The organism is Micromonospora sp. WMMA1949 (assembly GCF_027460145.1).
GTDB lineage: Bacteria > Actinomycetota > Actinomycetes > Mycobacteriales > Micromonosporaceae > Micromonospora.
In genome coordinates this window covers 6,444,370-6,466,680 of record NZ_JAPZBG010000001.1, presented here as the reverse complement: position 1 = coordinate 6,466,680, position 22,311 = coordinate 6,444,370, and the positions used below count along the sequence as shown (strand labels likewise).

Genomic DNA, 22,311 nt, shown 5'->3' with positions numbered 1-22,311 from the left:
CAAGCGACATGTGCCCCCATGCCTGCGGCAGGCGGGCCCGATGGATGGGGGATCGTCGTTCTCTTGGCGACGGGAGACCTCGACGGTAGGGCGGCGGGCGCGGTCGGATCCTGGCGACATCCTGTCGGTCTGCCCCCCGTTTACCCCCCGAAAATCCTCACCTGCAGTTGACAGGCAGTGACAAGAGGCGATCGGCCTCTGGCCGTATCTGTGCAGCTCAGCCCTTACTTCTGACGACCAATGACAAGGTCGGGGCGGCTACGGACGGTAACAAGGGGTTTTGACAACCAATGACAAGTTCTGAGGGGGCTCGACAAGAGGTTCTTTTGGGTTCAAGTCTCCTCGTTCCCCGCGAGGGCTCCATGCCTGGGCAACCACCGCGCGCGCCGTCGCGGTAGCCGCTATGAACAGGAGGAGTGATATCAGGGATGGGCACCTCGGCATGCTTTCCGGCGCGGCCCAAAACCTCCGAGTCGCCGGCGGAACTTCACGCCGATAATCTTCTGGATTGTATCCATCTACAGTGTAGTGCCGCCGGACAGCAGGGGAGTAGGAAGCATGCAGGGAAACCGGGTGACCCTGTGCGGTCTGATGTCTATCTCACCCCCAGTGCTCTTCCTGGTACTTGATGAGGTCGTCGCCGTGGAGCTGTTTCGTCGCGTTGCCGACACGGACCCAGAAATCTGACGCGCCGGCGCCGCCCTTGGCCGGTTTGGCGAAGATGGCTCGGCCGGATGCCGCGACGCTGACTTGGCAAATCGTCTTGCCCGCGACCTGGGGGAACCGGATGCGTACGGTCTGCGCGGTCGAAGTGGACAGGTTGTCGTCGAGCAGCTGCCGGAGGAACAACTCGTAACCATCGGTGTTCTGCTTCGTGCCGAGCGTGGTGAAGTCGTCCGCGATGCCTAGGACCTGGCCGTCGTCCTCGACCCCGATGAGCAGGATGCCGCCCTCAGCGTTGAGGAAGCCGCACACGGTCTTGACGAGGATCTGCCCAAGCTTCGGGTCGTACTGGCTGGTGTGGGGGTTCCATCGGCCGCTGGACTTGAACTCCGTGGTCTGCGATTCACCCGCGGCGATCAGGTCCTCGGCGGTCGCCGGCACGTATCTCTTGCGCTCGCCGGCGAGGGTGTTGAAGGCGTCCCGGACCACCTGGGCGATGAGCTGGCGGCGTCGCTCGAGGAAGGTGGCGTAGTCCAGTTGCTCCCACCCGACTGGGAGTGCGTGCCAGCGGGACTGCCGGGTCAGGGTATCCGGATCGATCACCTCCGCGATGCGGGGTAGGTAGTCGCGCGGGGCGTCAGCGTTGTTGCGCTCAGCTGCCGGCCATTCGACGTACGCCATGTTCGCGATCGCGTTGATCTGCCGCGTCCCCGAGATACCCAGTGACTCAAGGTGCTTGCGGTGGAACAGGCGGTCGCGCTCAATGGAGCGCGGCGCCGCACCTGAGGGATCTAATAAATCTTTCACGCGCAGGTCACTGAAGAGCACTTCGGCGTCGAGGATATTCAGCGCGGCGAGATAGGCGAAGAGCACCGGGGAGCGGGACGACGAGGTGTCCAGCCGGTTCGGCAGTGAGATGTCCCAGTAGTCCCCGGTGAAGTTCGCGGCGACGATGCGGTCCAGTTCCGCGACAAAGGCGGCAGCGTCGCCGGTTGAGAGGCCCGCGATTCGTCCCAGGTCGGATTCGAGCTGCGACTCCGGTGAGCTGGTATAGCGGCCGGTGGTGTGCGCCATGAAGAACCACCGTGCGATGACCGGACGCAGGGCCGACACGTCGAGGCCAAAGTCATGCCGGCCGATCAGCCATAGCGTGTAGCTGAACAGAAGAGCGTTGTCCGACGTGATCATCTTGCGGCTGCGGAAGCCAGCATTGGCTACGCACTTGAGGAACTCGTGCCAACTGGCCAAGTCGAGCGCCTTCTCCTGCGCTGCGGCCAGGCGCTCGAACTGCTGCTGGCGGCGTTCAGGGCTGACCCGGCCAGTCTCAAGATCCTTGCCCCGCAGGATGTTGTAGACGTGCTGTAGCCGGGCGCGCCGGAACGCGACCGCGACGGCAACCCGCAACAGCTGGTCTGGGCTGGGGTCGAGGAACGGGTTGCGCGGGCTGGGGCCGGTCACAGTGGGATCGACGGCAGCCCGGCTGAAGTCCTCAAGCTGGCGGCGGCCCTTCTCCCAGTGCACCGACATCAAAGTGAGGATGAAGTCGGACTGGTTGAGCTTGACGCCCTCGGAGTTGATCCTGACGAAGATCTCGGCGACCTGCTCCTCGTCGGCCGACGCGCCTAGCTCGACAACCTGGAACCGGAATTCGCGCAGGTCGCGCACGCGGTCGATGCGTTCCTCAAGATCGTCCTTGAACGTGTCTGACAGATCCTGGTCCGTCGCCTGGTCCAGCCGGTCGAAGAACTGACGCACGGTGGTCTTGTAACCGCTCGACCAGAGCGTCGTGATGTCCGGGATGAAGTGAGCGTCGCGCTCGATGGCCGCGTCGGTCACCTCGAAGGTTTGATCTTCGGGGCGGAAGGCGATGCGAATGCGGCGCTGCTCGAACGACTTGGTGAGGACAGGACGGCCGGTGAGTACAGCAAAAAGTGAGGTCAACCGCTGTTGACCGTCAACGATCAAGAGTTGCGGTGCCCGGCTGGCGGACTCCAAGCCGATCTGGCGGGTGCCGACCTCCGCGCCGGTCTCCCAGAACATCAGCGTGCCAATGGGGTAGCCGCGGTACATCGAGTCAAACAGATCCCGCGTCTTGGCGGCGGACCAGACGAAGGGCCGCTGAATGTCGGGCAGGCCGATGCGTCCGACTTTGATGTCCTCGATCAGGTGGTTCAACGAGTAACCGGTGTCGCGGTACAGGGTGGGCGGCACAGCCGGTGCTCCTCGGGACGACGGGCGGCGTGGACGATCGGCGCTACGCGTTGGTCACTACTTGTACCACGCTGTGCCGCTCTCTAAGCACCTCCAACTGTCGACACCGCTGGAGTCTTCGTAGGCGCGCTTAACGTGCCCGGCGATGTCGTTCTGATCCGGATCGGACGGTGCCAGTCCGAATTCCGTCTCAGGCATGCTCGGCCCTTCGGCGAGAACCCACATCGCGCAACACGACACGCATCGCATCCCGCAGATGAAGGGTCTCCTGCTTGCTGGCTGGTCGCGATATTGTCGACCTCCTATGAGCGAAGCAGCGGCCTTGACGTTCGATGACTACGCTGCCGAATCGGCTGTTCTCGGGATCTACCGGCAGGTCTTCGCGGTGCTGGCGCGGAACGCCAACGCGATGGTGGACGATGCGGACTCGGTCGGGGTCGACGAGTCGATCTTGCAGGCGTTTGCTGACGCGGGGCCAGCCGGGATGACGATCGAACAGGTCGTGCTTGCATGTCCGGCGGTGCCGGCGGATTTGGTCCGGCGCCGGTTCGAGGTGCTGCGGTCGTACCGTGCGGTGACCCGGGTCAACGAGCGGCCGCACGAGATGTTCTACCAGGCGACGTTCGCTCCGTACGTGATGTTGCTCTTTCTGCGCCGGCTGTCGCAGACCGGGGGCCAGGCGGAGCTGCACCGGATGTTGTCGATGGCCCGGCTGGCGCTGGACGACGATGACACGACCCCGGAGGTGGTGCGCGAGCAGTTGCTGGAGATGACGACGGTCTTCCGGCTGCTGGCGAATCCGATCATGCAGTTGGCGAAGTCGGCAACAGTCGAGTCCTTGCGGACGCAGGCGCAGCCGCTGCTGGGTAACAGCGACCTGCTCGACAAGGCGCGGGTGTATCACAATGCGGCCGCGGACCGGCATCCGCAGTTGTTGCCGGAGTGTACGCAGCTCCGGATGGCGCTGGCGGCCTATCGCGACGCGTTGAACATTGCGGCGGGGCGGCTGCTGGCGCACGCCGGCAAGACGCGTGCACTGGGTTTGCTACCGACCGAGCGGTGGCGCACCTTTGCGCGCGACAGCAGTACCGAGGGACTGGCGCAGGCGCTGGACGGTCTGCTCTTCGACGCGCCGGAGCCGTTCTTCACCGCCGACGATCTGCTGGACGCGGTGGAGGAAGGGCTGCAATCCGACACTGGCCGGGTGCCGCCGCCGCGACCGCGGGTCGACGAGGAGCCTCCGCCGACGGAAGTCGACGTCGACCCGGAGGCGACGCGGTTGGCTCAGCGCGCGGAGGAGTTGCTTGCCGGGCGGGATGTGGTCACGGTGGCGCAGCTTCTCGCCGATGCGGGTGACTGGCCGTCCAGTCGGCGAGTGTTGTCGGAGGTGACCGCGATTCATCTACGCCCGGAGCTGCCGTACACGGTGACCTGGGGCGATGGGTGGCGTGTCGATGTGACGTCCACGCGGACGTGGGTCTCCGACGGCTGGTTCCACCGGGACCAGCAGGAGGCGGCGTGAACGAGCGGGATGCGGCCCTGTGGTGGGCGCGGATCCGGTCCGGCGGTCCGCAGCAGGTCTCCGCTGGTGGGCCGACACCTGCCGGGTTGCGTCGTCTGGTGGAGGCTGACGCCAAGGCGGTGTGCCTGATCCCGAACCTGCCCGACAGTGCGGGACCGGCTGTTCTGATCGAGTACGGGGTGCCGGGCTCCTCGATGATGGACAGCAAGGGAACTCTGCGAGTACTGGCCGCGACTTTGCGGTGTTGCTGGCCCGATCCCGCGACGAATCCGTGGCCCGGGCTGCCGGCTTCGACCGGTCATGTCGGTCAGGTGTTGCAACGGCTGGTGCCGGGCCGCAACAAGGTGAGTCGTCAGCAACTGCTGTCCGCGGGGCTCCGGCGCCTATCGGTGTCCGGTTGGGTCTTGTTGGAGGGAGCGGACACGGTGCGCATCGGTCCACGGATCGCGTCCTTCGGGTCGCTGGAGCTGAGCACGCTTCGGGAGCTGTGGCGGTTGATCCCTGAGACCGCCGAGGACGGGCCGGAGGGGTCGTGAACCGCCCGAATTCGATCTTCGACGAGGTGCTCGGGACGTTGCCCGATCGGCAGCGGGAGCTGGTCGAAGCCGCGTACGCGCTGCTGGAGCACGGCAGTGGTCCGGTTCATCGGCAGTTCCTGCCCGCAATGCGCGACGCGACGAGCCGTGAACGGCTGGAGGCGCTACTTCGCCGAACCGGCCGGACACTGGTGACGGTCGACCAGTTGCATTTCACGTCCGGGTTCGACGACGCCGTACGGACTGAGCTCACCGAGACCGGGTGGCAGCCGCTGTCACTGGCCGACCGGGCCGTTCTGGTCCTGGTGCTGGTCCACTCAGTGGCGATCCCGCGGAGCGAGGAGCAGATCGCCGCCGACTCCTGGGAGAGCCCGTACCCAACCACGTTGCAGGACCTCACCCGTGACAGCAAGGTGCCGGTCGGCGAGGTCAGAGCGGCCCTGGGCCGACTGACCGCATGCGGGCTGGTCCGAACGGTCCGCGGCGGCGACCACGACAGCGGCTATGTCCCCGGCCCACAGTTGTCGCGGCTGACGCCGGCCGCCCGCGAGCAGTTGCAGGACCAGTTGATTCTCGCCGCGGCACCCGACCATCCGCTGGCCGCAGCGATCCGGGAACGCCGGCACAACCGCGTGGGAGGGCAGCGTTGACGTCTATAGCCGTGCTGTCGGACGGAGTCGTCGAGGACATCGTCGGAGCGCGCGTCCTCGCCGGCATCCAGATGGTCAACATCTCGCGGCTGTCGACTCACCCGGTGCCGATCACCGCCCGTGGGCTGATCACCGTGGCGGGGCAGGGGCCCTCGGACTCCAACGGTGCCGGCAAGTCGTCGTTCATCGCCGGGCTGAGCCTGCTGCATGCCGATGAGCAGTGGCGGCTGCAGTCAGGGGCGCAGGCAGCGGCCGAGTTGCTGTTCACCGCCGAGCTCGCCGGTCAGGAGGCGATGCACGCCAACGCCGATCGCGGCTACCTGATCGGCGTGTTCGTGCCGCCGCAGGCCGCCACCATGGAGGAACTCAACGCGTCCGCGCTGACAGTGTGGCTGCGGATCAACCGGCAGAGCCCGCATGTGGAGCTGCGGTGGGCCCATCGGCTGCACGTGCCGTTCGGTGACACGGAGGACGAGCGGGCCGGCGGCGCCGACGGGTTGTGGGACGCTCTGCCGCGCAGCAACGGCCGCACCGACATCCGCGCCAACCGGCTCGCCCGCACCCTGTACGGCTCGACGGTCAGGTGCGTGTCCTTCCTGTCGACCTCGGTACGGGCGAGCCCGACCGCGAACCTGCTCGCCCAGCCGCTCAACGAACTGACCCCGGAGCGGATCTTCGAGGCCATCGGTGCACTGACCGGCCTGACCGCCGAAATCGAACAGGAGCAGAAGTCCCGGGCCGAGGAGTATGAGCAGGCCGGGAAAGCCGAGCGTGCCGAGGCCGAGTATGAGCTGTGGGACGGTCGGATGAAGGTCGTCGAGGATGGCATTGCCTCGCGGGAGCGGGCGCGGACGTTGCTGGCCGAGGCACGTGACAGCTGGCGAGGTCGTTGTGCCCGGTATCTGGTCGACGGCTTCCACGAATCCGAGCGGATCGCCGTGGACATCGAGGCGAAGGATCGCCGGCGCAAGGAACTGGATGCGCAGATCGAGACGGCCGGCGGGGAGGTGGATCGGCTGTCCGACGACAAGGCGTTCGACGAGAGCTGCCGCACCCGGATCAAGGCCTACGAGGATCTCAAGGCCGCCGAGACCGCGCTGCAGGACGAGCAGAACCAGAACGTCGGCTCGATCGAAACCCTCAGCGGACAGCTACGGGGTCTTCGAACCGACGCGGCCTCAGCGGATGGGCGCACCGTCGAACAGGCCGAGGAGGAGATCTCCGAGGCCGAAAAGTTGAGCCAGGCTGCGGAGCGGGTCAAAGGCCGAACCGAGCACGCACTGCGGGTCGCCAAGGCGGCGCTGTCGGCGGCCGAGAGGGGCGAGGATGTCGCGGTCGCCCAGGTCCGGCTACTACGGGCGAACGGCATCACCGCGGCGCCGCTGGTCGACACGATCTCCTTGACCGAGCAGCAGCGGCCTGCGTGGGAAGCTCGGCTGCTGCCCTATCGGCATGCCGTCGCCGTCGCCCATCACCAAGTTGGGGATGCCGTCCTGCTGCTGGCCGCGCTGCCAGGCAGTCTGCTGGTCGAAGCAGACCCGAGCGATCACATGCCCGGGACGGGCCTGCCTGCCGCTGCGGACCCCAACCTACCGGTGGCCCGGTTCCTTGCGGCGTTGGCAGAGCGAGCCGGTGCTGACGGACACATCGATCCCGTGGCCGGTGTGCACGGGATCGCCGGACTCCCGGAAGCACTGACCGGTCGTGCCGGCCGGATCCGAGCCGCTCAGGACCAGGTGGAGGAAGCCGCCGGCGAGGATACCGAGGCCGACGAGGGGATCCGCGAGGCAAAGCGGATCAAGGGCCGCGCCGACGCACATCTGCGCGGCGCGAAAGCCGAGGCCGAGGCCACAGCGGTCCGCGACAAGGTGACGAAGCTTCGCGATCGCAACTCTGCCATTGAACGTGAGCTGAACGAACTCGATGGGCCGTTACGGCAAGCCAAGATCGGCTACGAGGCCGCTCTCGGTGAGAGGGCCGCCCGAGCCCAGCAGATTGAGACGGCGAACCGCACCCTGAACAATTTGAGGAAGGAACTCGGAGAGAACCGCGACCAATGGCGAGCCCTGCTACAGCTGCGTAAAGACCTTGATCTGCCTCGCCTGCAGGCGCAGTGGACCGGAACCGTGGAGACCGCCGAGCAGTACCTGCTTACGCTCGACGAGAATGAGGCGATACGGCCGCCAGGGGAGTGGGATGAGCTGTGCGCGGGACTGGCCAACGAGGTCCGCGCTGCGTGTTTCCCGCTCGGGGATCCGGAACAAAACCGGCCGGAGGAACTGCGCGTCGTCGACGAGCAGCGCGCTGACCGGCGTAGCGCAGCGTACGTGCGGCTGATCCCCGACGTGTTGCGGATCGTCGGGAACTTCCTGACCGATCACGAGCGTGTCGACCGGGAGAATGCCTCCCAGATCCAGCAGGAGCGGCAGGCGAAGACGATCACGCTGACTGGAGCGAAGGCCGCGCTCGACGAGGCTCGGCGAACGTCGGAAGCGTTGCGGTCGACCACCGCCAAAGCGATCAAGGCGAAGCTGCGGCAGGTATCCGACGAGTTCGACCGGCTCGACCAGACCTACGGCGGTTACGGCGGCAACCTCGACTTTCCGGAACCGGAGGCCCCCGCCGACCCTGAGAAACCGTGGCAGTGGACGATCACCCCGCGGTGGCGGCGCGGTGAGGGCAAGCCTCCGTCGTCGTACCGCCTGCGTGGCAACACCGCCCAAATGGACGACAAAGCAGTGAAGCTCGTCTGCGCGGCGGCCCTCGCCGGCGCCCAGGACCGGCCGCTGTTGCTTGTCCTCGACGAACTGGGCCGCAACCTCGGCGCGGCACACCGCCGCGACGCCGTCGCCCTGTTCGAAAACATCGGCCGCGACCGGGCGATCAGCGTCGTCGGCGCCCTACAGGACGACATGGAGCGGTACGCGATCGGCGCGTCCAGCCTCTACATCAAGTTGCGCCGCCCATCCGACGTCATGCCGTACAACCAGGCGCCGGTCGTCATCGGCAGCGAAGCCGACACCGCCCGGGTGCAACTGCTCTCCGACTGGATGACCTCGTTCCGGCCGGAGCCGCAGACATGACCGACACCGACGGCACCATCCCCGGAAAACCGGATCCTGAGATCACCCTAAGCTGGATCCGCGACTATCCGGGCCTGGTCGCCTACGCGCCACTGCCGCCCAGTGGCCGCTACCCCCGCGACAGCCGAGGCCGACCGCGACCGCGCTCAGCCCGGCTCCGCACCGCAGAACCGAGCGAGGCTCCCCGACGCCCGGACGGGCTTCTCAGCGACGGCGACTGGAGCTGGGTCGTTCGCAGCGAGCACAGCTGGGCCGGTGTCAACAGCAGGTTCGGCGCCGACGCGCTGCGTATCGTGCTGGAGCTCGCCGCAGCTGGCTGTGTGACGATCGGCTACACCCTAAATGGCAACGCCCTGGCCCAGCCGCCACGTCGGGTGTACCCGCACCCCGACCTCACTGCAGCCGAACAGCAACGCCGAAGCCGCCGTCGCGATGACACCAGCACCCTTCGCGCCAGGGCGGAGCAGATCGCGTCGGAGATCGCCGACGACTGGCCGGACGCCAGCCGGGCACTACGCAGCACCGAACACCCCGATCGGCTGCTGTGGGCGCTGCGCGCAGTCGCCGACCTGGCCGAGGGCCGAACTCACGATTCCCTCCGCGCATTCGTGCAGAGTCACGCCAATGACACGAAAGCCCGCGACGATGTACATCACCTGCTCGCCGCGATGGGCTTCGACCACGAGACACTCATCGCACTCGGCGTGGCCCGCAGCCCGTACATCGGGCTCGGCGGCCCGATCCTGCTGCACCCGACCAACGGCTCCGTACTCGACCTGTCGGCGATGCCCGGGCCCCATGACATCCGGCTGAGCCCCCACATGCTGCCGCGGCTGACCGTCACCGGGCCGGGCGATGTCCTGCTGGTCGTGGAAAACCGGCAGGCGGCCGAAACAGTCTGTGACACCCGGGCCGACCTGCCGGTCGTCTGGTGCCACGGCCAGCCGCCCGAAGCCGTCGTGTCGATGATCGTCCAGGCGGCGGAGCAAACCTCAGCGGTCGTCATTTGCGCGGACGCCGACCTCGGCGGCGTCCGCATCACCGCCCGCCTTCACGACAGGCTGCCGCCAGACACCACCATCCGCGTCGTGGACGTCGGTACCGTGCCGCACGACGAAGGCCGGCCCTTCAACACCCGCAGCCGCAGCCATCTGCAGCAGCTCGCACAACGCCCCGATCAGGTCGGCGCCTTCGCGCAACGCTGCCTGCACCGGGGCTACGCGATCGAGCAGGAAGCCACTGCAAGGGCCGCCCTTCAGGCTGTCTTGAATAGCCACCCACCTGCGTAAACTACCCGACCAGATATGCCTCCGCGTCCGCCGCAGAGTGGAGAGGCGAACTCCACCGAAGCAGAGCCGCGGGACGTTTCGGAGCGCCGCCCGGCGGTCGCCGCCCGCCCTGGGCCGGGTAGCGGCAGCAAGCCACCGAGGACCAGAAACACTCACCAACAGTTGGCATGATGGGCTCGTGACCGAGCCGGTGTTTCGATTTCACCCTGATCCCTTGGCCACGGGCTCGGCGGTGCGGACGCAACATCTTTGACATGCCTGCCGAGTTCAGCGACGCGGTGGGCCGCCGCGGTGGGGACCGGACGAAGGACCGTGAAATCCGGTGGGGGCGCTCCTCCCTTGCGCGTGGCGAAGGGCTGCGATGCCAGTACGGCGCGCCAGCCATACCGGACCGATGGCCTCGCCGGTTAAAGGGTCCCCACCCGGCGGGCATACCGTGGATGACATGCACCGCCCAGATCTCGGCTGTCAGGTCCGATGAACTCGCCGCCCGCCTTTCACACACCGACAAGACCGGTCAGCGACTCAGGATTCCGGGCAAGGTTGGCGCGGACGGCGGGCGAAACGAAGCCGCTCCGGGCCTTCACCCGAGACAGCCCTGCGCAGAACTTAGCCGGGGAACCGGCGTAGGGCCCGACTGCAGTGCCAGGTACGCCTGGAAGCACACCGGCGAGGCTGCGGCAGCGGGGGCGCTCAGCCGCTGTGCATCCCGGATGATGTCGTACTCGGCTGCCAGGATGCGGGCGTGGTTGCCAAACCCAGGGAGACGGTGGCGAGCGCTCATCCGGAACTCCTGCCAGAGTTGCTTGAGGTCGAGGGCTGGACTAGGGCTTTGGGCGACCTACCCCGGGGCTCGAACCGCAAGGCCCGGTGGAGGTGCGCGACCTGTGGGCTTGAGTGGTGGCAGGCCGCCGCGGTGCGGGTGCGAGCGGCAGCCGGCTGTAAGACTTGCCGGAGCCGTCTGCGACGAAAGGCCGAGACGCCGGAGCCGGGCCGTAGCCTGGCGGAAGTCATGCCGGAGCTGGCCGAGGAGTGGCTGGAATGCCTGACCTACCCCACTGCCACACCGGGGACGATTAGCGCCCAGTCCTCGGCCGAGGTGCGATGGCGCTGCTCCGCCTGCGGCCACTCCTGGGTAGCGCCGATCTCGCGGCGGACCGGGTCTGGGGGAGGCGGTTGCAAGCCGTGCGCGAGCAAGCGCCGGTCCGCCGCCAACTCACGGCGGGTGGCCAACCGGGTCGGCGATGCGTGCCCGGAGGTCGTCAAGTTTTTCCTGCGCTGGGAGGATCCAGCCGAGCAGGCACCCGTGGCCGAGGTGAGTGTTCGCTCCGACAAGGTGGCCTGGTGGCGCTGCACTTGCGGCAACACCTGGCATACGAGAGTCCGGCTCCGAGTCGCCGGAAGCGTCTGCCCACGATGCCGCGCCGCGAAACGTCGGCCGTCAACCACAGCGCCACTGCGCACTACCCACCCCACGGTCGCCGCGATGTTCGTCGGCAACCTCACCAATCCGCACCGTACCCCCGACTCCATGCCGAAATCCGCGACCGACCGGTGCCGATGGCGGTGCAGCGCCTGTAAACATGAGTGGGAGCAGACCGTATTGAACGTGGTCGGCGCCGGTCGGCCCTGCCCTCGATGCGCCAAGTTGATGGGCGGCGCGCCGCAGCCTGGCCGATCGCTCGCTGACCTGTACCCAGAAATCGCGGCCCAGTTCGTCGCCAACCAGCGTCGTCCCGAGCGGGGACCCGCCCTCCTCCGTCCGAACTCAGTTGACCGATGCTTATGGCGCTGCGACGACTGTGCGCACGAGTGGGTCTCTACCGTGACGAACCGAACCGCCGGCCGCGGCTGCCCGCCCTGCGGGCGCCGACGGGCGCGTGAGCTGCAGCGCGACCCCGGCGAAGCGGCTCCATTCAGCAGGACGCATCCGGAGCAGACCGCCACATTCGTCGCCAACAAGTCCCATCCTGGCCGGGATCCGCAGAGCTTCACTGCGGGGACCAGCGACATCTGCGTCTGGCGCTGCCCAGAGTGTTCTCGGCACTTCGAACGCTCGGTCGCCACTCACGCGACCCGCCTGCTCTGTGCCGCCTGCGCGTACCTGGCTCGTGGCGTCGCCAGCCGTGTCGCCCCCGAAAAGAAGTCACTGGCCACGCTGATGCCGGAGGTCGCCTCGTCCTTCGTGGCGAACATCTCCTGGCCCGGGCATGGACCGGCGACGCTGTACCCACGCGCCGGCGCCCTCTGCTCCTGGCGCTGCCGATGCGGTGCACTCTTCGAGGCGCACGTACGCGATCGCGCGAAATCACCGGACTACGGCTGCGGCCGGTGCCGCCGCCGAGGCCGTAGCCTCCTCGAACTGGAGCTCGCCCACCTGCTGGCGGCCGCGACCGGCGACGAAGTGGAAGTCGACGTTCGCCTCGACGGCGGCCGTCGCTCGGCGGAGCGGCTTGACCTCTTTCTGCCCTCGGCCGAGATCTACATCGACCTCGACCCGGCCCAGTGGCACTCCGACAAAACCGCTCACGCCCGGGATCTGCGCAAATCGGAGGTGATGGCCAAGCTGGGCGTGCGCTATGTGCGGGTCCGGCAGCCCGGCACGCCGCCGGTTCCGGGGGAGACCGTGGTGGCGGGCACCAAGGATGCGACGGAGTGGTACCTGGTCCTCGCGGAGTGGCTGCGGTCGCAGTCCATGCCGTGCCCGCCCCTGTCCGCCGGCCGGATCGCCGCATGCCTCGCTGCGGCGCGCGAGGAGTGGAAGGCGTTCCAGAACACACCACCCGGCGATAGCCTGGCGTTCTTGTTCCCCGAGCTGGCGGGCGAACTCGTGGAGAACCTAACGCGTCCGGAGATGGGCGCGCAGTGGCTCGTTCCGGGCTCCGCAGACCGGTGCGTCTGGCAGTGCGGAACCTGCCGACACGTATGGCGCACCCGAGTAGTTAGCCGGGCCCAGCGCAAAACCGGCTGCCCGTCGTGCTCCCGGCGGGAACGCTCCTACCAAGCTCGTCTGAGTCGACCCGGGCTTCGGGTTCGCGACGTGGCTCCCGAGCTGCTCAGCCAGGCCGTGCGCATCCTTGACGTCGATAAGGCCCGGGACATCGAGCTGCTCGATCTGGCTCGCGGGTCGTCCATCCGGGTGCTCTGGCGATGCCCGGACTGTGCGAACGAGTGGGTGGCCCCGGTCGTCAACCGTACATCTGGGCGTGGTTGCCAACCGTGCGGCATTCGCCGGCGTAGCGCGGCCCGCCGGCAGCCTCCACCCGGTGGATCCCTGGCCGATCTGCATCCCGAGGTCGCGGGCACTTTCCTGGAGAACCTGGACAACCCTGGCCGTGGGCCTGACCGGCTGCGTCCGGGATCCCACAACCGCTGCCGGTGGCACTGCCCCTGCTGTGGGTCGAAGGAGTGGGAGACGACGGTCTCAGCCCGAATCAAGCGGCAGGGCTGCGGAGGGTGCCGTGGCCTGAGGGTCGGCAGGCCGAGCGTCATCGCCAGCAAGAAGGGGCCGCAGTTCGACGCGCTCCTACTGTTTTGAGGGCGCCGGCCGCCCAGTACCGCTCCTTGGACGGTAGGCAGAATGCGGGCGGTCTGTAGCCCCCTCTATCGCTCAGCCGTTCGCAGACGGCTCTTGTTAGATGCCTCGTGGTGGCCCAAGTGCTCGGAGTGCTGCCACGAGGTCTAGCGGCACGGTGAAATGGGTCGCCTGAACCCCGTGGTCGTAGCCCGTCTGGAACGGGTACTCCACTTCCTCGGGAAGGCGACCTTGCTCCATGAGAGACGCTGTGATCCTATTGGTGGGACGTGTTAGTCCGCGGAGTGTCCGATCCGGTGGAAAATTGGCGATCGTGTACACCTGATCCCGCTCCAGCCGACCGTGCCGGCGTGCCGCGGCACGGATCAGAGCGGCTTGCGTCGGGTAGGAGCCGTCGAGCACGGTCATCAGGCTCTTGGCTGTCGGTACCGACCAGCCTCGAATGTCGCGAGGCCTTCGCTCAGCCTGATCTTCAATCACGATCCGTGGCTCGGGACGTCTGCGCTGTCGAGGCCGAGCAGGCAGGCTGCGCCGCAGGAACGACGTATCCGCTGCGTCAGTTCCCGCGTCGCCTTCAACCTGCTCCTCCTCCGAGGGAAGTCGGGGAGGTGTTCTCACCGGCTGATACCGCAACTGAACCAAGCGGTCTTCCAAGAAGAGGCTGATCGTCGGCAACAAGGTTCGCTTTGCGTCGGCCGCACGTCGCCGTTCCTGTTCGGGCACGGACAACAACCAGGCCTCGAGGGCGCCGGGGAGGCCGAACGATAGCCGGAAAGCTTCAGGATCTTCCGTGGGGGTAATGATCCAATCCCCACGAGCCCCTTCTCGCCCGAAACGAATGTCGACTGGGACGTAAGCGCCGTGCGCTGCGATGAAAGCCTCGAAGTCCTCCATGCTATCGGGATGCATGGCCAGGATGAACGGCGCCGCGGGGAAGCCCAGGATGAGCCCTTCGCCACTAGCCGAGTCCTGTAGCTCCGCAGTCACCCGGGCCGCCCAGGACGTTAAGATATCCGCAGGCAGGCCGCCGTGCGTACCTTCAGAGGAAACTTCAGTCGCGGTGATTTCGGCGCCAGCGTTGCTAAATGCATTTCGAAGTGCCAGCCGTACTTGCCGGACAGGAAAAGTCGCCAGATTTGCGTCCGCTGCTTCGGCTAGGACCAGCGTCGCGGCCCTTTCTACCGTCTCAATGAGGGGTTCGAACGCCGGGCCCGATAGGTCGACAAGTGAGATCTGTTGAGCGAGCGCGTAGCTTTGTGCTTCCTTCTTGAAGCCAGCCGCCGAGAACAACGCGTAGCGGTACTGATACCGGCGTAACGGTTGCCGGTACGTCGTCGATAGCGCCGTCGAGTACTGCTGGTTCACGTCATCGATGACGCCGTGTGCGTTGCGCACCTCCGCTAGGCCGACTTTCGATCCGCGATTCTTCGCCTCGACGAAAAGCCGAACAGGTAGGGAGAACGGTGTCGGCATTAGCAGATCGCCCAAGACGTCAGCCTGGTGATCAGCGCCTCGGCCGCGAACGAGCAGACCGTGTCCCGCTTGACGCAGGGCTTGTTCATCAGCGTCCGAGTCCTGCAGGAGCCGGTATCCGTTTGAGCTAAGTAGGAAGGCGATCGCCTCTTCGAGAAGATACCCGGCCAGAGCATCGGCGGAGATCAGTGCCATGGTCTGATCCTCGCATGTGGAGGTCGATGCGGGGCGCCCGGCTACGTGCGCAGGCGAATGGCGGCGGAGGGGTGTCGTGATCCCTGCCCCTGATCTCACGGAGGCGCGCATGGCATGCGGGAGCGGGACCTTGCCCCACCCGGCCTTGGTGTTGGATGATCAACCGCGCTTCGTGCAACAGCACCCGTCCATCAAACCGGCGTCATTACGATGAAGACTCGTCGGATCCTGGTGGCGCTCGTGCTGACAGCGGCTGCGGCAATCCTGCCCCAGGCCACCACCCACACCCCGATGACCACGGCCATGTCCGCTTGTCTCCTATGGGAGAAGCCTAACTATCGTTAAGCCGGTGTCCTAGGACGCCCTAGTGCGTGCGTCACTCATCTCCAGCCTGCGCCGCAGTACCAGATTGGCCCGGTTGAGAGCCCCGGGGCCAACCAATCTAGGTAGGTTTCTGTCAGCCGAGCGGAATGGTGCCGACAAGGTGCAACCCGTGATGGGCATCGGTTCGTGTCGATCCTCCGACACCAACCCCCACGGCGCGACTGCCAGTGATGCGATGAGCCGGTGCGTCCTTCGGTGCGCGTGCAACTCCGTAGTGGTGGGGAGTGCACTACCGCGCGGGCGTTGACGCCGACGAGCCGGTCGTGGGGGCGATCGCCGGATTGGCCGAGACCGGCTCGGTGGCGGACGCCCCGCTGTTGCTTCGACTGCTCGGCCACGAGAAGCCGGAGGTCCGGGCTCAGGCGGTACGAGGTCTGCGGCTGCTGGACGCGGTCGTGGTGGGGGAGTTGGTGGCGTTGGTGCGGGATCCGTCGCCGGCGGTGGTGCGGGAGGTGGCACTGGCGCTGCGCCCGGTTGCCGGCGCGTTGCCGCCGGCCCTGCTGTGGGAGCTGCTGCGCGACGGCCGGGTGGAACTGCGGCGCGCCGGCTACAAACTCCTGCGCGGTCGTGGCGCCGGCGTGGAGCTGCAGGCGGCGTTGATCCTGGTCGCTGACATGGATAAGCGCCTGGCCGAACGGGGCAAGGCCGATGCGACCCGCCTCGCCCGGGACGCAGCGGGCACGACTTGGCGCCGGGCCCTCCGACCGGAGTTACGGGTCACCGAGGCAGAGCGCATTGAACTGCTCGCATTGGCGGCCCGAGCGGCGGCGATGCTCGGGGACGAGACCAGCCGGCAAATCGCCCGGTGGATCGCGGACAGCGACCCCGTCGACTGACGAAGGCCAGATACTGGAAGGCCTCATCAACCCCGACGCTGGCAGGGCGACACCCTGGACGTCGATCCGTGAAACGGCTACCGGCCTGAATGAGCACGATGACCGCGACAAGCGCGCGGCTTCGTCTGGCGAAGAGACGCGCCGCACCTGACACACGTGACAGCGCACTCGTCTATCGCCCCACCATCGAGGGATCGGCGGGCACGTCACGTGGATTGTCGTCGATTTCTACAGTGTGGTTGCGGGCGTACGGCAGGGAAGGGGCATCCATGGGCATCTGCGTCGTGTGCCGGGCGGATCAGCGCACGGTGGTGCTCATCAGCTGCTGGGGTGTCCCGCACGGTGCCTCGGGGCACGAGGGCAACTATCGTTGGAGCAGCGTGGTGGCCTGCCCGGAGTGTGGGGCTGGACTTCTGGTGCGCTTTGATCACGATTGCTTCCACCCGCCGTGGGAGGAGCCGTGGGACATGGACTGGTTGTGGCCGGTCGACGTCGACGGGGTCCAGCGGCTGATGTCTGCCCTCGTCGGGTGCCCGGACCCGCTGCAGCCATCGTGCGAATGTCCCGCGCACCGCAGGTTGCGGGATACCACCGAGAGACCACCACCGCGTGAGGTCCCGGTGACGATCGTGTTGACCGAGGACGGGCTGCCGCAAGTCCGGTCGGTACACGACCTATGAAGCTGGCAGGACCGATTGATAGACGGCCAGACGTGACGACGTTCAACCGTGCCCCCGTTACGACGTTCAACCTTGCCCCCGTTTACCCCCCGAAAACCCAAGCCAAATATCGGCGAAGAGTGACAAGAGTCGGTGACGGCTCAGTGACGTCCTTGCAGCTCAGCGACCACTTCAGGCAAGTAGTGACAAGCCCGTTTCGGCTACTTTCCGTTACAAGGGGTTTTGACAACCAATGGCAAGTCCTGAGAGGACTCGACAAGAGGTTGTCTTGGGTTCAAGTCCCTCGTTCCTATGAGCACTTGGGTCTGCTGCACGGATAGGTGACATCTGAGACGGCTTGCCCTGTGGGCGGGCTGGAAGGATGTTGCTGTGCCCAAGCCCTACCCGCGAGAGTTCCGCGATGACGTCGTGCGTGTCGCGCGTGACCGCGAGGCGGGAGTGACGGTCGAGCAGACCGCGAAGGACTGCGGTGTGCACCCGATGACGTTGTTCACGTGGCTGCGCCAGGCAGACGTCGACGCCGGCGCCGGGCCTGTAACAGAGCAGGGTCAGCGAGGATGCCAGCACCAACGGCATGCCGCCTTGCCGCGGGAGCGTGCCATCCCGGCGGTGACCCTCTCGACGGGATTGATGGTCCGGCCGTGCTTCTCCGCCTGCCGGACACCTTGCCGGTAGCCGGGACAGTCGATGTCTCGGTGGAAGGTGCGTCCACCGACGGTGACGATGCCTCCGGTGGTGTCCGGCGGCCACGAGTTCCGAAGCTGAACCGGTACGGCCCGAGCGTCCGACCTCGGTTGCGTCTGCTGACCCTTTCGCGATGGCACGGATCAATTTTCGTTGAGACACCATCTGCTGTCGACGGCATTCCGGACGAGTCCCGCTACCCAGAGTATTCGCCGGGGGCCCGATCGGCCTTCGTTGCAGTTGATCAAAGCCGTCCGCGCCGGCTCCTTACGCCCCATTGCTTGCACGCGGCGCGTTGCGTCTCCCAGAACCGTGTGCTCGCAGCTTGTGCCTCAGGGGTGACCTGCTTCCCGCAAGGGTCGGGTTTCACGTTGACCCGGAAGTAGCCGGCACCGGGAAACCCGACGCGAGGGCCCGCGACATGCACGACCAGAGCGTCCAGAGGCGGCAGATGCCGCTCCTGACGCGGTGATGGAAGGCTGCCATGAACTCTGCGACCCGATCTGACTCGCCGCTCTCGTGTAGATTCTGGGGTTTCGGCAGCCCCGCCGCCCGAAGACGCGTGAGTAGGAGATGGTCTGCCCACGGTCTTCCGCGCCGTGGCTGATCACAGAGTCGATGGCCGCGTCGACCTGCTCGGTGGTGAACTCGCGCGAAGGGCTCATGAGCGGAACGTACTGCCGCGCGTCGTGTGGCGGCAGGGTGAGCGGGGAAGTCTGCGCCGAGGAGAGGGATTGCGACGCTCAACCAGCCGCTACTGTCGCGGGCCGTGCGCCTTTGCGGATTCGACGAACGTTCGCCAGGCCGTCGCTGAGAAGGTTAGAACCGGCCCGCTCGGGCCCTTGCTGTCGCGTAGCCCGACCTTGCCCGCCAGGTCGTCCGCGATCTCCACACAGTTGCCGAATCCGTTGCTGCGAGTGCTCTTCCGCTAAGGCGTGTTTCATAAGCCGGTCAGAGCCACTCGGTGATGATGGTGATGGTCAGGACGGCTTGGAAGCGGACTGCGAGCTTTTCGTAGCGGGTGGCGACGCCGCGGTGGCGTTTGAGTCGGTTGATGCCGTTCTCGACGGCGTGGCGTAGCCGGTAGAGGTCCTTGTCGAAGGTGGGTGGGCGTCCGCCCTTGGAGCCTTTGGCTTTGCGGTGGGCGTCCTGGTCGCTCTTGCTGGGGATGCAGGCCTTGATTCCGCGTGAGCGCAGGTATCGGCGGTTGCCGCGGCTGGTGTAGGCCTTGTCGGCCAGGACCAGGTCGGGGCAGGTGCGGGGCCGGCCGACGCCGAGGCGGGTCACGCGGATGCGGCGCAGGACCGGAATGAACTGCGGGCTGTCCCCGCGATGCCCGGCGGTGACGATCAAGGACAAGACTTTCTGGCCCTGCTCACAGGCCAGATGTGTCTTGGTCGTCAGCCCTCCACGGGAGCGGCCCAGCCCGTGGTCGGCCGGCTCATCATGAACCCCACCGGGTGGTTCCTTCTGCAGATGGCCGTCGGTGCGCGCACCTGCGGCGTGCTGGTGAGCGCGACTGGTCATCGAGTCCACGCTGACCGTCCAGCCGATCCGCCCCCGGGCGTCACCCTGGGCCTGCAACGCTGACAAGATCCGTTCCCAGGTTCCATCGCGCTGCCAACGACGGAACAGTCCGTAGATCGTCGGCCAGGGCGCGTACTCCGCCGGCACGTCGCGCCACGGTGCACCGATCCGAATCCGCCACCGAATCCCGTCGATGAGCTGCCGTTTCTCCCACTTCGGCGGCCGGCCGGTAGACGACGCAGCAGGCAGCAACGGGGCCAGGACAGCCCACTGCGCGTCAGTCAGGTCATGCCGCCTCGTCACCGCTAAGGTGGCCACGAGGTCTCCGGTGCATGGTGCTTCTTGGTCGTTGTACCAAGTACCGGAGACCTCTTCAGTTATCGATCACCGCCACGCCGTGACTTCAACCGGCCAACCCGAGTTCCGAAACACGCCTTAGGTCACCCGGGACGCGACAACCTGTCCACCCGCGCCGTCCTTTCATAGCTCGTCGATCGCCCTCTGGATCAGATCGCGCGACTCTCGAGCGCTGGCAGCCTTGGTGAGCAGGTGCTCGAAACCCGGCTGTACGCCCTGGTGCGGTAAGGAGCGGGGCCTCGCTCCTCGTGACGCCCGGCGGGCTGTTCGGGGTGTTCGCGTCCATCGACGAAAGAGGCCCTTCATGCAGGGGGTCTGTGGATCTAGCGGCCCCCACGCGTTGGCGGTGGTTAGGCATGAGCGACCCCACCATGGGGCGGGCGGAGCTCGATGCCGCGCGGTTGCTGCTAGCGCGGATGGGGATCTCGCCGTTCGACCTGGCGCGACCTGGCCCACCAGTCAAGCCAAACGCGCCTCTCTCTACCAGGCAAGCCTTGTCCTCATCGCCGCCATCATCGGGGCTTCCATGATTGATAGGACAGGCCCTGAACGCTATGAGTGCACCGGAGCCTTTGGCGATCATTCTCGCGCGGGCGCTTGTCGGCTCCGCCTGAAAACTGACCCCGTGGTTCCGGCTGAATTTTGACCCCTTCCGGAAGCATCGGGAGGTGCTGAGCGTGGAGGACTGGGCGGAGATCCGTCGGTTGCACCGGGCGGAGCGGATGGCGATCAAGGCCATCTGCCGTCGGCTGGGGGTCTCGCGGAACACGGTGCGCAAGGCCTTGGCCAGTCATGAGCCGCCCCGCTATCAGCGGGCGGCGAAGGGCTCGATCGTGGACGCGGTCGAGCCGCAGATCAGGGCGTTGTTGGCGGAGTTCCCGGACATGCCGACGACGGTGATCATGGAGCGGGTCGGGTGGACTCGCGGCAAGACGGTGTTCTCTGATCGGGTGCAGCAGCTGCGGCCGTTGTTCCGCCGGCCGGATCCGGCCCAGCGGACGGAGTATCTGCCGGGTGAGCTGGCGCAGTGTGATCTGTGGTTCCCGCCGGCGGACGTGCCGTTGGGCTTCGGGCAGGTCGGTCGGCCGCCGGTGCTGGTGATGGTGTCGGGGTATTCGCGGTGGCTGTCTGCGGTGATGATCCCGTCGCGGCAGTCGCCGGACCTGCTGGTCGGACACTGGACGCTGATCTCCGGCTGGGGGCGGGTGCCCAAGGCGTTGGTGTGGGACAACGAGTCCGCCGTCGGGCAGTGGCGGGCCGGTCGGCCTCAGCTGACCGAGGCGATGAACGCCTTCCGCGGCACCCTCGGCATCAAGGTGATCCAGTGCCGGCCGGCGGACCCGGAATCGAAGGGCTTGGTGGAGCGGGCTAACGGCTATCTGGAGACGTCGTTCCTGCCCGGTCGTCGCTTCGCCTCACCCGGCGACTTCAACGCTCAGCTCACCGAGTGGTTGGTGCGGGCGAACAACCGCCAGCACCGGATGCTGGGCTGCCGCCCGGCGGAGCGGTGGGACGCCGACCGGCAGGTGATGCTGCCGCTGCCGCCGGTCGCGCCGGTGGTCGGGTGGCGGCAGGCCACCCGGCTGCCCCGCGATCACTACGTCCGCTTGGACGGCAACGACTACTCGGTGCACCCGTCAGTGGTCGGCCGGCGGGTCGAGGTCACCGCCGACTGCGACCACGTGACGGTGCTCTGCGACGGCCGACCGGTGGCCCGGCACGACCGTTGCTGGGCCAAGCATCAGAGCATCACCGACCTCGCACACCGGCAAGCCGCCGCCGATCTGCGCATCGCCGCCCAACGCACCCCGACGGCCGCCGTCGACGCCCAAGTTGAACGCCGGCCGTTGAGCGACTACGACCGGATGTTCGGCCTGGACGAGGTGGCTGCGTGATGGCCGCCAAGACCAGCCGCAACGTCGCATCCGAGATCGCGTTCCTCACCCGTGCCCTGAAGGCGCCGTCCCTGGCCGCGTCGGTGGAGCGCCTGGCGGAGCGGGCCCGGGCAGAGTCGTGGACGCATGAGGAGTTCCTCGCCGCCTGCCTGCAACGCGAGGTCGCCGCCCGCGAAGCCCACGGCGGAGAAGGACGCATTCGGGCAGCCAGGTTCCCGGCCCGCAAGAGCCTGGAGGAGTTCGACTTCGACCACCAACGGTCGTTGAAGCGGGAGACCATCGCCCATCTGGGAACCCTCGACTTCATCACCGGCCGAGAGAACGTCGTCTTCCTGGGCCCGCCCGGCACCGGCAAAACCCACCTGTCCATCGGCCTCGGGATCCGGGCCTGCCAGGCCGGGCATCGGGTCGCGTTCGCCACCGCCGCCCAGTGGGTGTCTCGCCTGGCTGATGCCCACCATGCCGGCCGGCTGCAGGACGAGCTGGTCAAGCTCGGCCGGATCCCGCTGCTGATCGTCGACGAGGTCGGCTACATCCCCTTCGAAGCCGAAGCCGCGAACCTGTTCTTCCAGCTCGTCTCCAACCGCTACGAACGAGCCTCGCTGATCGTCACCAGCAACAAGCCCTTCGGCCGCTGGGGCGAAGTGTTCGGCGACGATGTCGTCGCCGCGGCCATGATCGACCGCCTCGTCCACCACGCCGAGGTCATCTCGATGAAGGGCGACAGCTACCGCCTCAAAGACCGCGACCTCGGCCGCGTCCCCGCAGCCACCAAGACCAACGACTGAACA

Annotated in this window: 13 protein-coding genes and 2 pseudogenes; 11 read left to right on the top strand and 4 right to left on the bottom strand. The window is 67.0% G+C overall.

Annotated features, from left to right (window positions below; genetic code table 11):
• Positions 1–600: 600 nt before the first annotated feature.
• On the bottom strand, positions 601–2,874 hold the full coding sequence (locus tag O7607_RS30200; protein WP_210868574.1) for a GmrSD restriction endonuclease domain-containing protein: 2,274 nt from the start codon (positions 2,872–2,874) through the stop codon (positions 601–603).
• Positions 2,875–3,178: 304 nt separating this feature from the next.
• On the opposite strand from O7607_RS30200, the gene O7607_RS30195 reads away from it, so the two are divergent.
• The 7 genes and pseudogenes from O7607_RS30195 to O7607_RS30170 all read left to right on the top strand — a co-directional run bounded on the left by O7607_RS30195 (position 3,179) and on the right by O7607_RS30170 (position 13,492).
• Entirely contained in the window at positions 3,179–4,396 is a 1,218-nt protein-coding gene (locus tag O7607_RS30195; protein WP_104113304.1) for a hypothetical protein, read from the top strand.
• Positions 4,393–4,932: a hypothetical protein gene (locus O7607_RS30190; protein WP_269706840.1), complete on the top strand. Its 540-nt coding sequence runs from the start codon at positions 4,393–4,395 to the stop codon at positions 4,930–4,932. Before O7607_RS30195 ends, O7607_RS30190 begins: the two co-directional genes overlap by 4 nt.
• Positions 4,929–5,582 carry a hypothetical protein gene (locus O7607_RS30185; RefSeq protein WP_269706839.1) on the top strand — a complete coding sequence of 218 codons (654 nt, stop codon included), beginning with the start codon at positions 4,929–4,931 and terminating at the stop codon, positions 5,580–5,582. Before O7607_RS30190 ends, O7607_RS30185 begins: the two co-directional genes overlap by 4 nt.
• Before the next feature lie 11 nt (positions 5,583–5,593).
• Complete coding sequence (locus tag O7607_RS30180) at positions 5,594–8,665, top strand: hypothetical protein (protein ID WP_269706838.1); 3,072 nt, start codon at positions 5,594–5,596, stop codon at positions 8,663–8,665.
• Positions 8,662–9,954, top strand: a complete 1,293-nt coding sequence (locus O7607_RS30175) for a DUF2399 domain-containing protein (RefSeq protein ID WP_104113308.1) — start codon at positions 8,662–8,664, stop codon at positions 9,952–9,954. Before O7607_RS30180 ends, O7607_RS30175 begins: the two co-directional genes overlap by 4 nt.
• 745 nt (positions 9,955–10,699) lie before the next feature.
• A pseudogene (locus tag O7607_RS30635) lies at positions 10,700–11,365 on the top strand (zinc-ribbon domain-containing protein); the annotation flags it as partial.
• Between the two features lie 75 nt (positions 11,366–11,440).
• Positions 11,441–13,492, top strand: a complete 2,052-nt coding sequence (locus O7607_RS30170) for a zinc-ribbon domain-containing protein (protein ID WP_244206058.1) — start codon at positions 11,441–11,443, stop codon at positions 13,490–13,492.
• 96 nt (positions 13,493–13,588) lie between these two features.
• Here O7607_RS30170 and O7607_RS30165 read toward each other — a convergent pair whose 3' ends face one another.
• Positions 13,589–15,157 carry a restriction endonuclease gene (locus O7607_RS30165; protein WP_167435548.1) on the bottom strand — a complete coding sequence of 523 codons (1,569 nt, stop codon included), beginning with the start codon at positions 15,155–15,157 and terminating at the stop codon, positions 13,589–13,591.
• 608 nt (positions 15,158–15,765) lie between these two features.
• Between O7607_RS30165 and O7607_RS30160 the strand changes: the two genes are divergently transcribed.
• Both O7607_RS30160 and O7607_RS30155 read left to right on the top strand, forming a co-directional pair.
• Positions 15,766–16,377: a HEAT repeat domain-containing protein gene (locus O7607_RS30160; RefSeq protein ID WP_269706836.1), complete on the top strand. Its 612-nt coding sequence runs from the start codon at positions 15,766–15,768 to the stop codon at positions 16,375–16,377.
• A gap of 1,049 nt (positions 16,378–17,426) precedes the next feature.
• On the top strand, positions 17,427–17,732 hold the full coding sequence (locus tag O7607_RS30155; RefSeq protein WP_269706835.1) for a transposase: 306 nt from the start codon (positions 17,427–17,429) through the stop codon (positions 17,730–17,732).
• A 763-nt stretch (positions 17,733–18,495) separates the two neighbouring features.
• On the opposite strand, the pseudogene O7607_RS30150 reads toward O7607_RS30155, so the two are convergent.
• Both O7607_RS30150 and O7607_RS30145 read right to left on the bottom strand, forming a co-directional pair.
• Positions 18,496–18,669 (bottom strand): annotated as a pseudogene (locus O7607_RS30150) (DUF397 domain-containing protein); the annotation flags it as partial.
• A 23-nt stretch (positions 18,670–18,692) separates the two neighbouring features.
• Positions 18,693–19,571, bottom strand: a complete 879-nt coding sequence (locus O7607_RS30145) for an IS5 family transposase (RefSeq protein ID WP_442929509.1) — start codon at positions 19,569–19,571, stop codon at positions 18,693–18,695.
• Positions 19,572–20,293: 722 nt separating this feature from the next.
• On the opposite strand from O7607_RS30145, the gene istA reads away from it, so the two are divergent.
• On the top strand, positions 20,294–21,520 hold the full coding sequence (istA, locus tag O7607_RS30140) for an IS21 family transposase (protein WP_269704654.1): 1,227 nt from the start codon (positions 20,294–20,296) through the stop codon (positions 21,518–21,520).
• On the top strand, positions 21,520–22,308 hold the full coding sequence (gene istB / locus O7607_RS30135; protein WP_242796383.1) for an IS21-like element helper ATPase IstB: 789 nt from the start codon (positions 21,520–21,522) through the stop codon (positions 22,306–22,308). Before istA ends, istB begins: the two co-directional genes overlap by 1 nt.
• The last annotated feature ends 3 nt before the right edge of the window (positions 22,309–22,311 follow it).

What these genes read in the sequence shown, in the direction of transcription:
- O7607_RS30195 (WP_104113304.1), top strand. Translation starts at nt 3,179, where the DNA reads ATGAGCGAAGCAGCGGCCTTGACGTTCGATGACTACGCTGCCGAATCG.
- O7607_RS30175 (WP_104113308.1), top strand. Translation starts at nt 8,662, where the DNA reads ATGACCGACACCGACGGCACCATCCCCGGAAAACCGGATCCTGAGATC.
- O7607_RS30165 (WP_167435548.1), bottom strand. Translation starts at nt 15,157, where the DNA reads ATGGCACTGATCTCCGCCGATGCTCTGGCCGGGTATCTTCTCGAAGAG.
- O7607_RS30170 (WP_244206058.1), top strand. Translation starts at nt 11,441, where the DNA reads ATGTTCGTCGGCAACCTCACCAATCCGCACCGTACCCCCGACTCCATG.
- istB (WP_242796383.1), top strand. Translation starts at nt 21,520, where the DNA reads ATGGCCGCCAAGACCAGCCGCAACGTCGCATCCGAGATCGCGTTCCTC.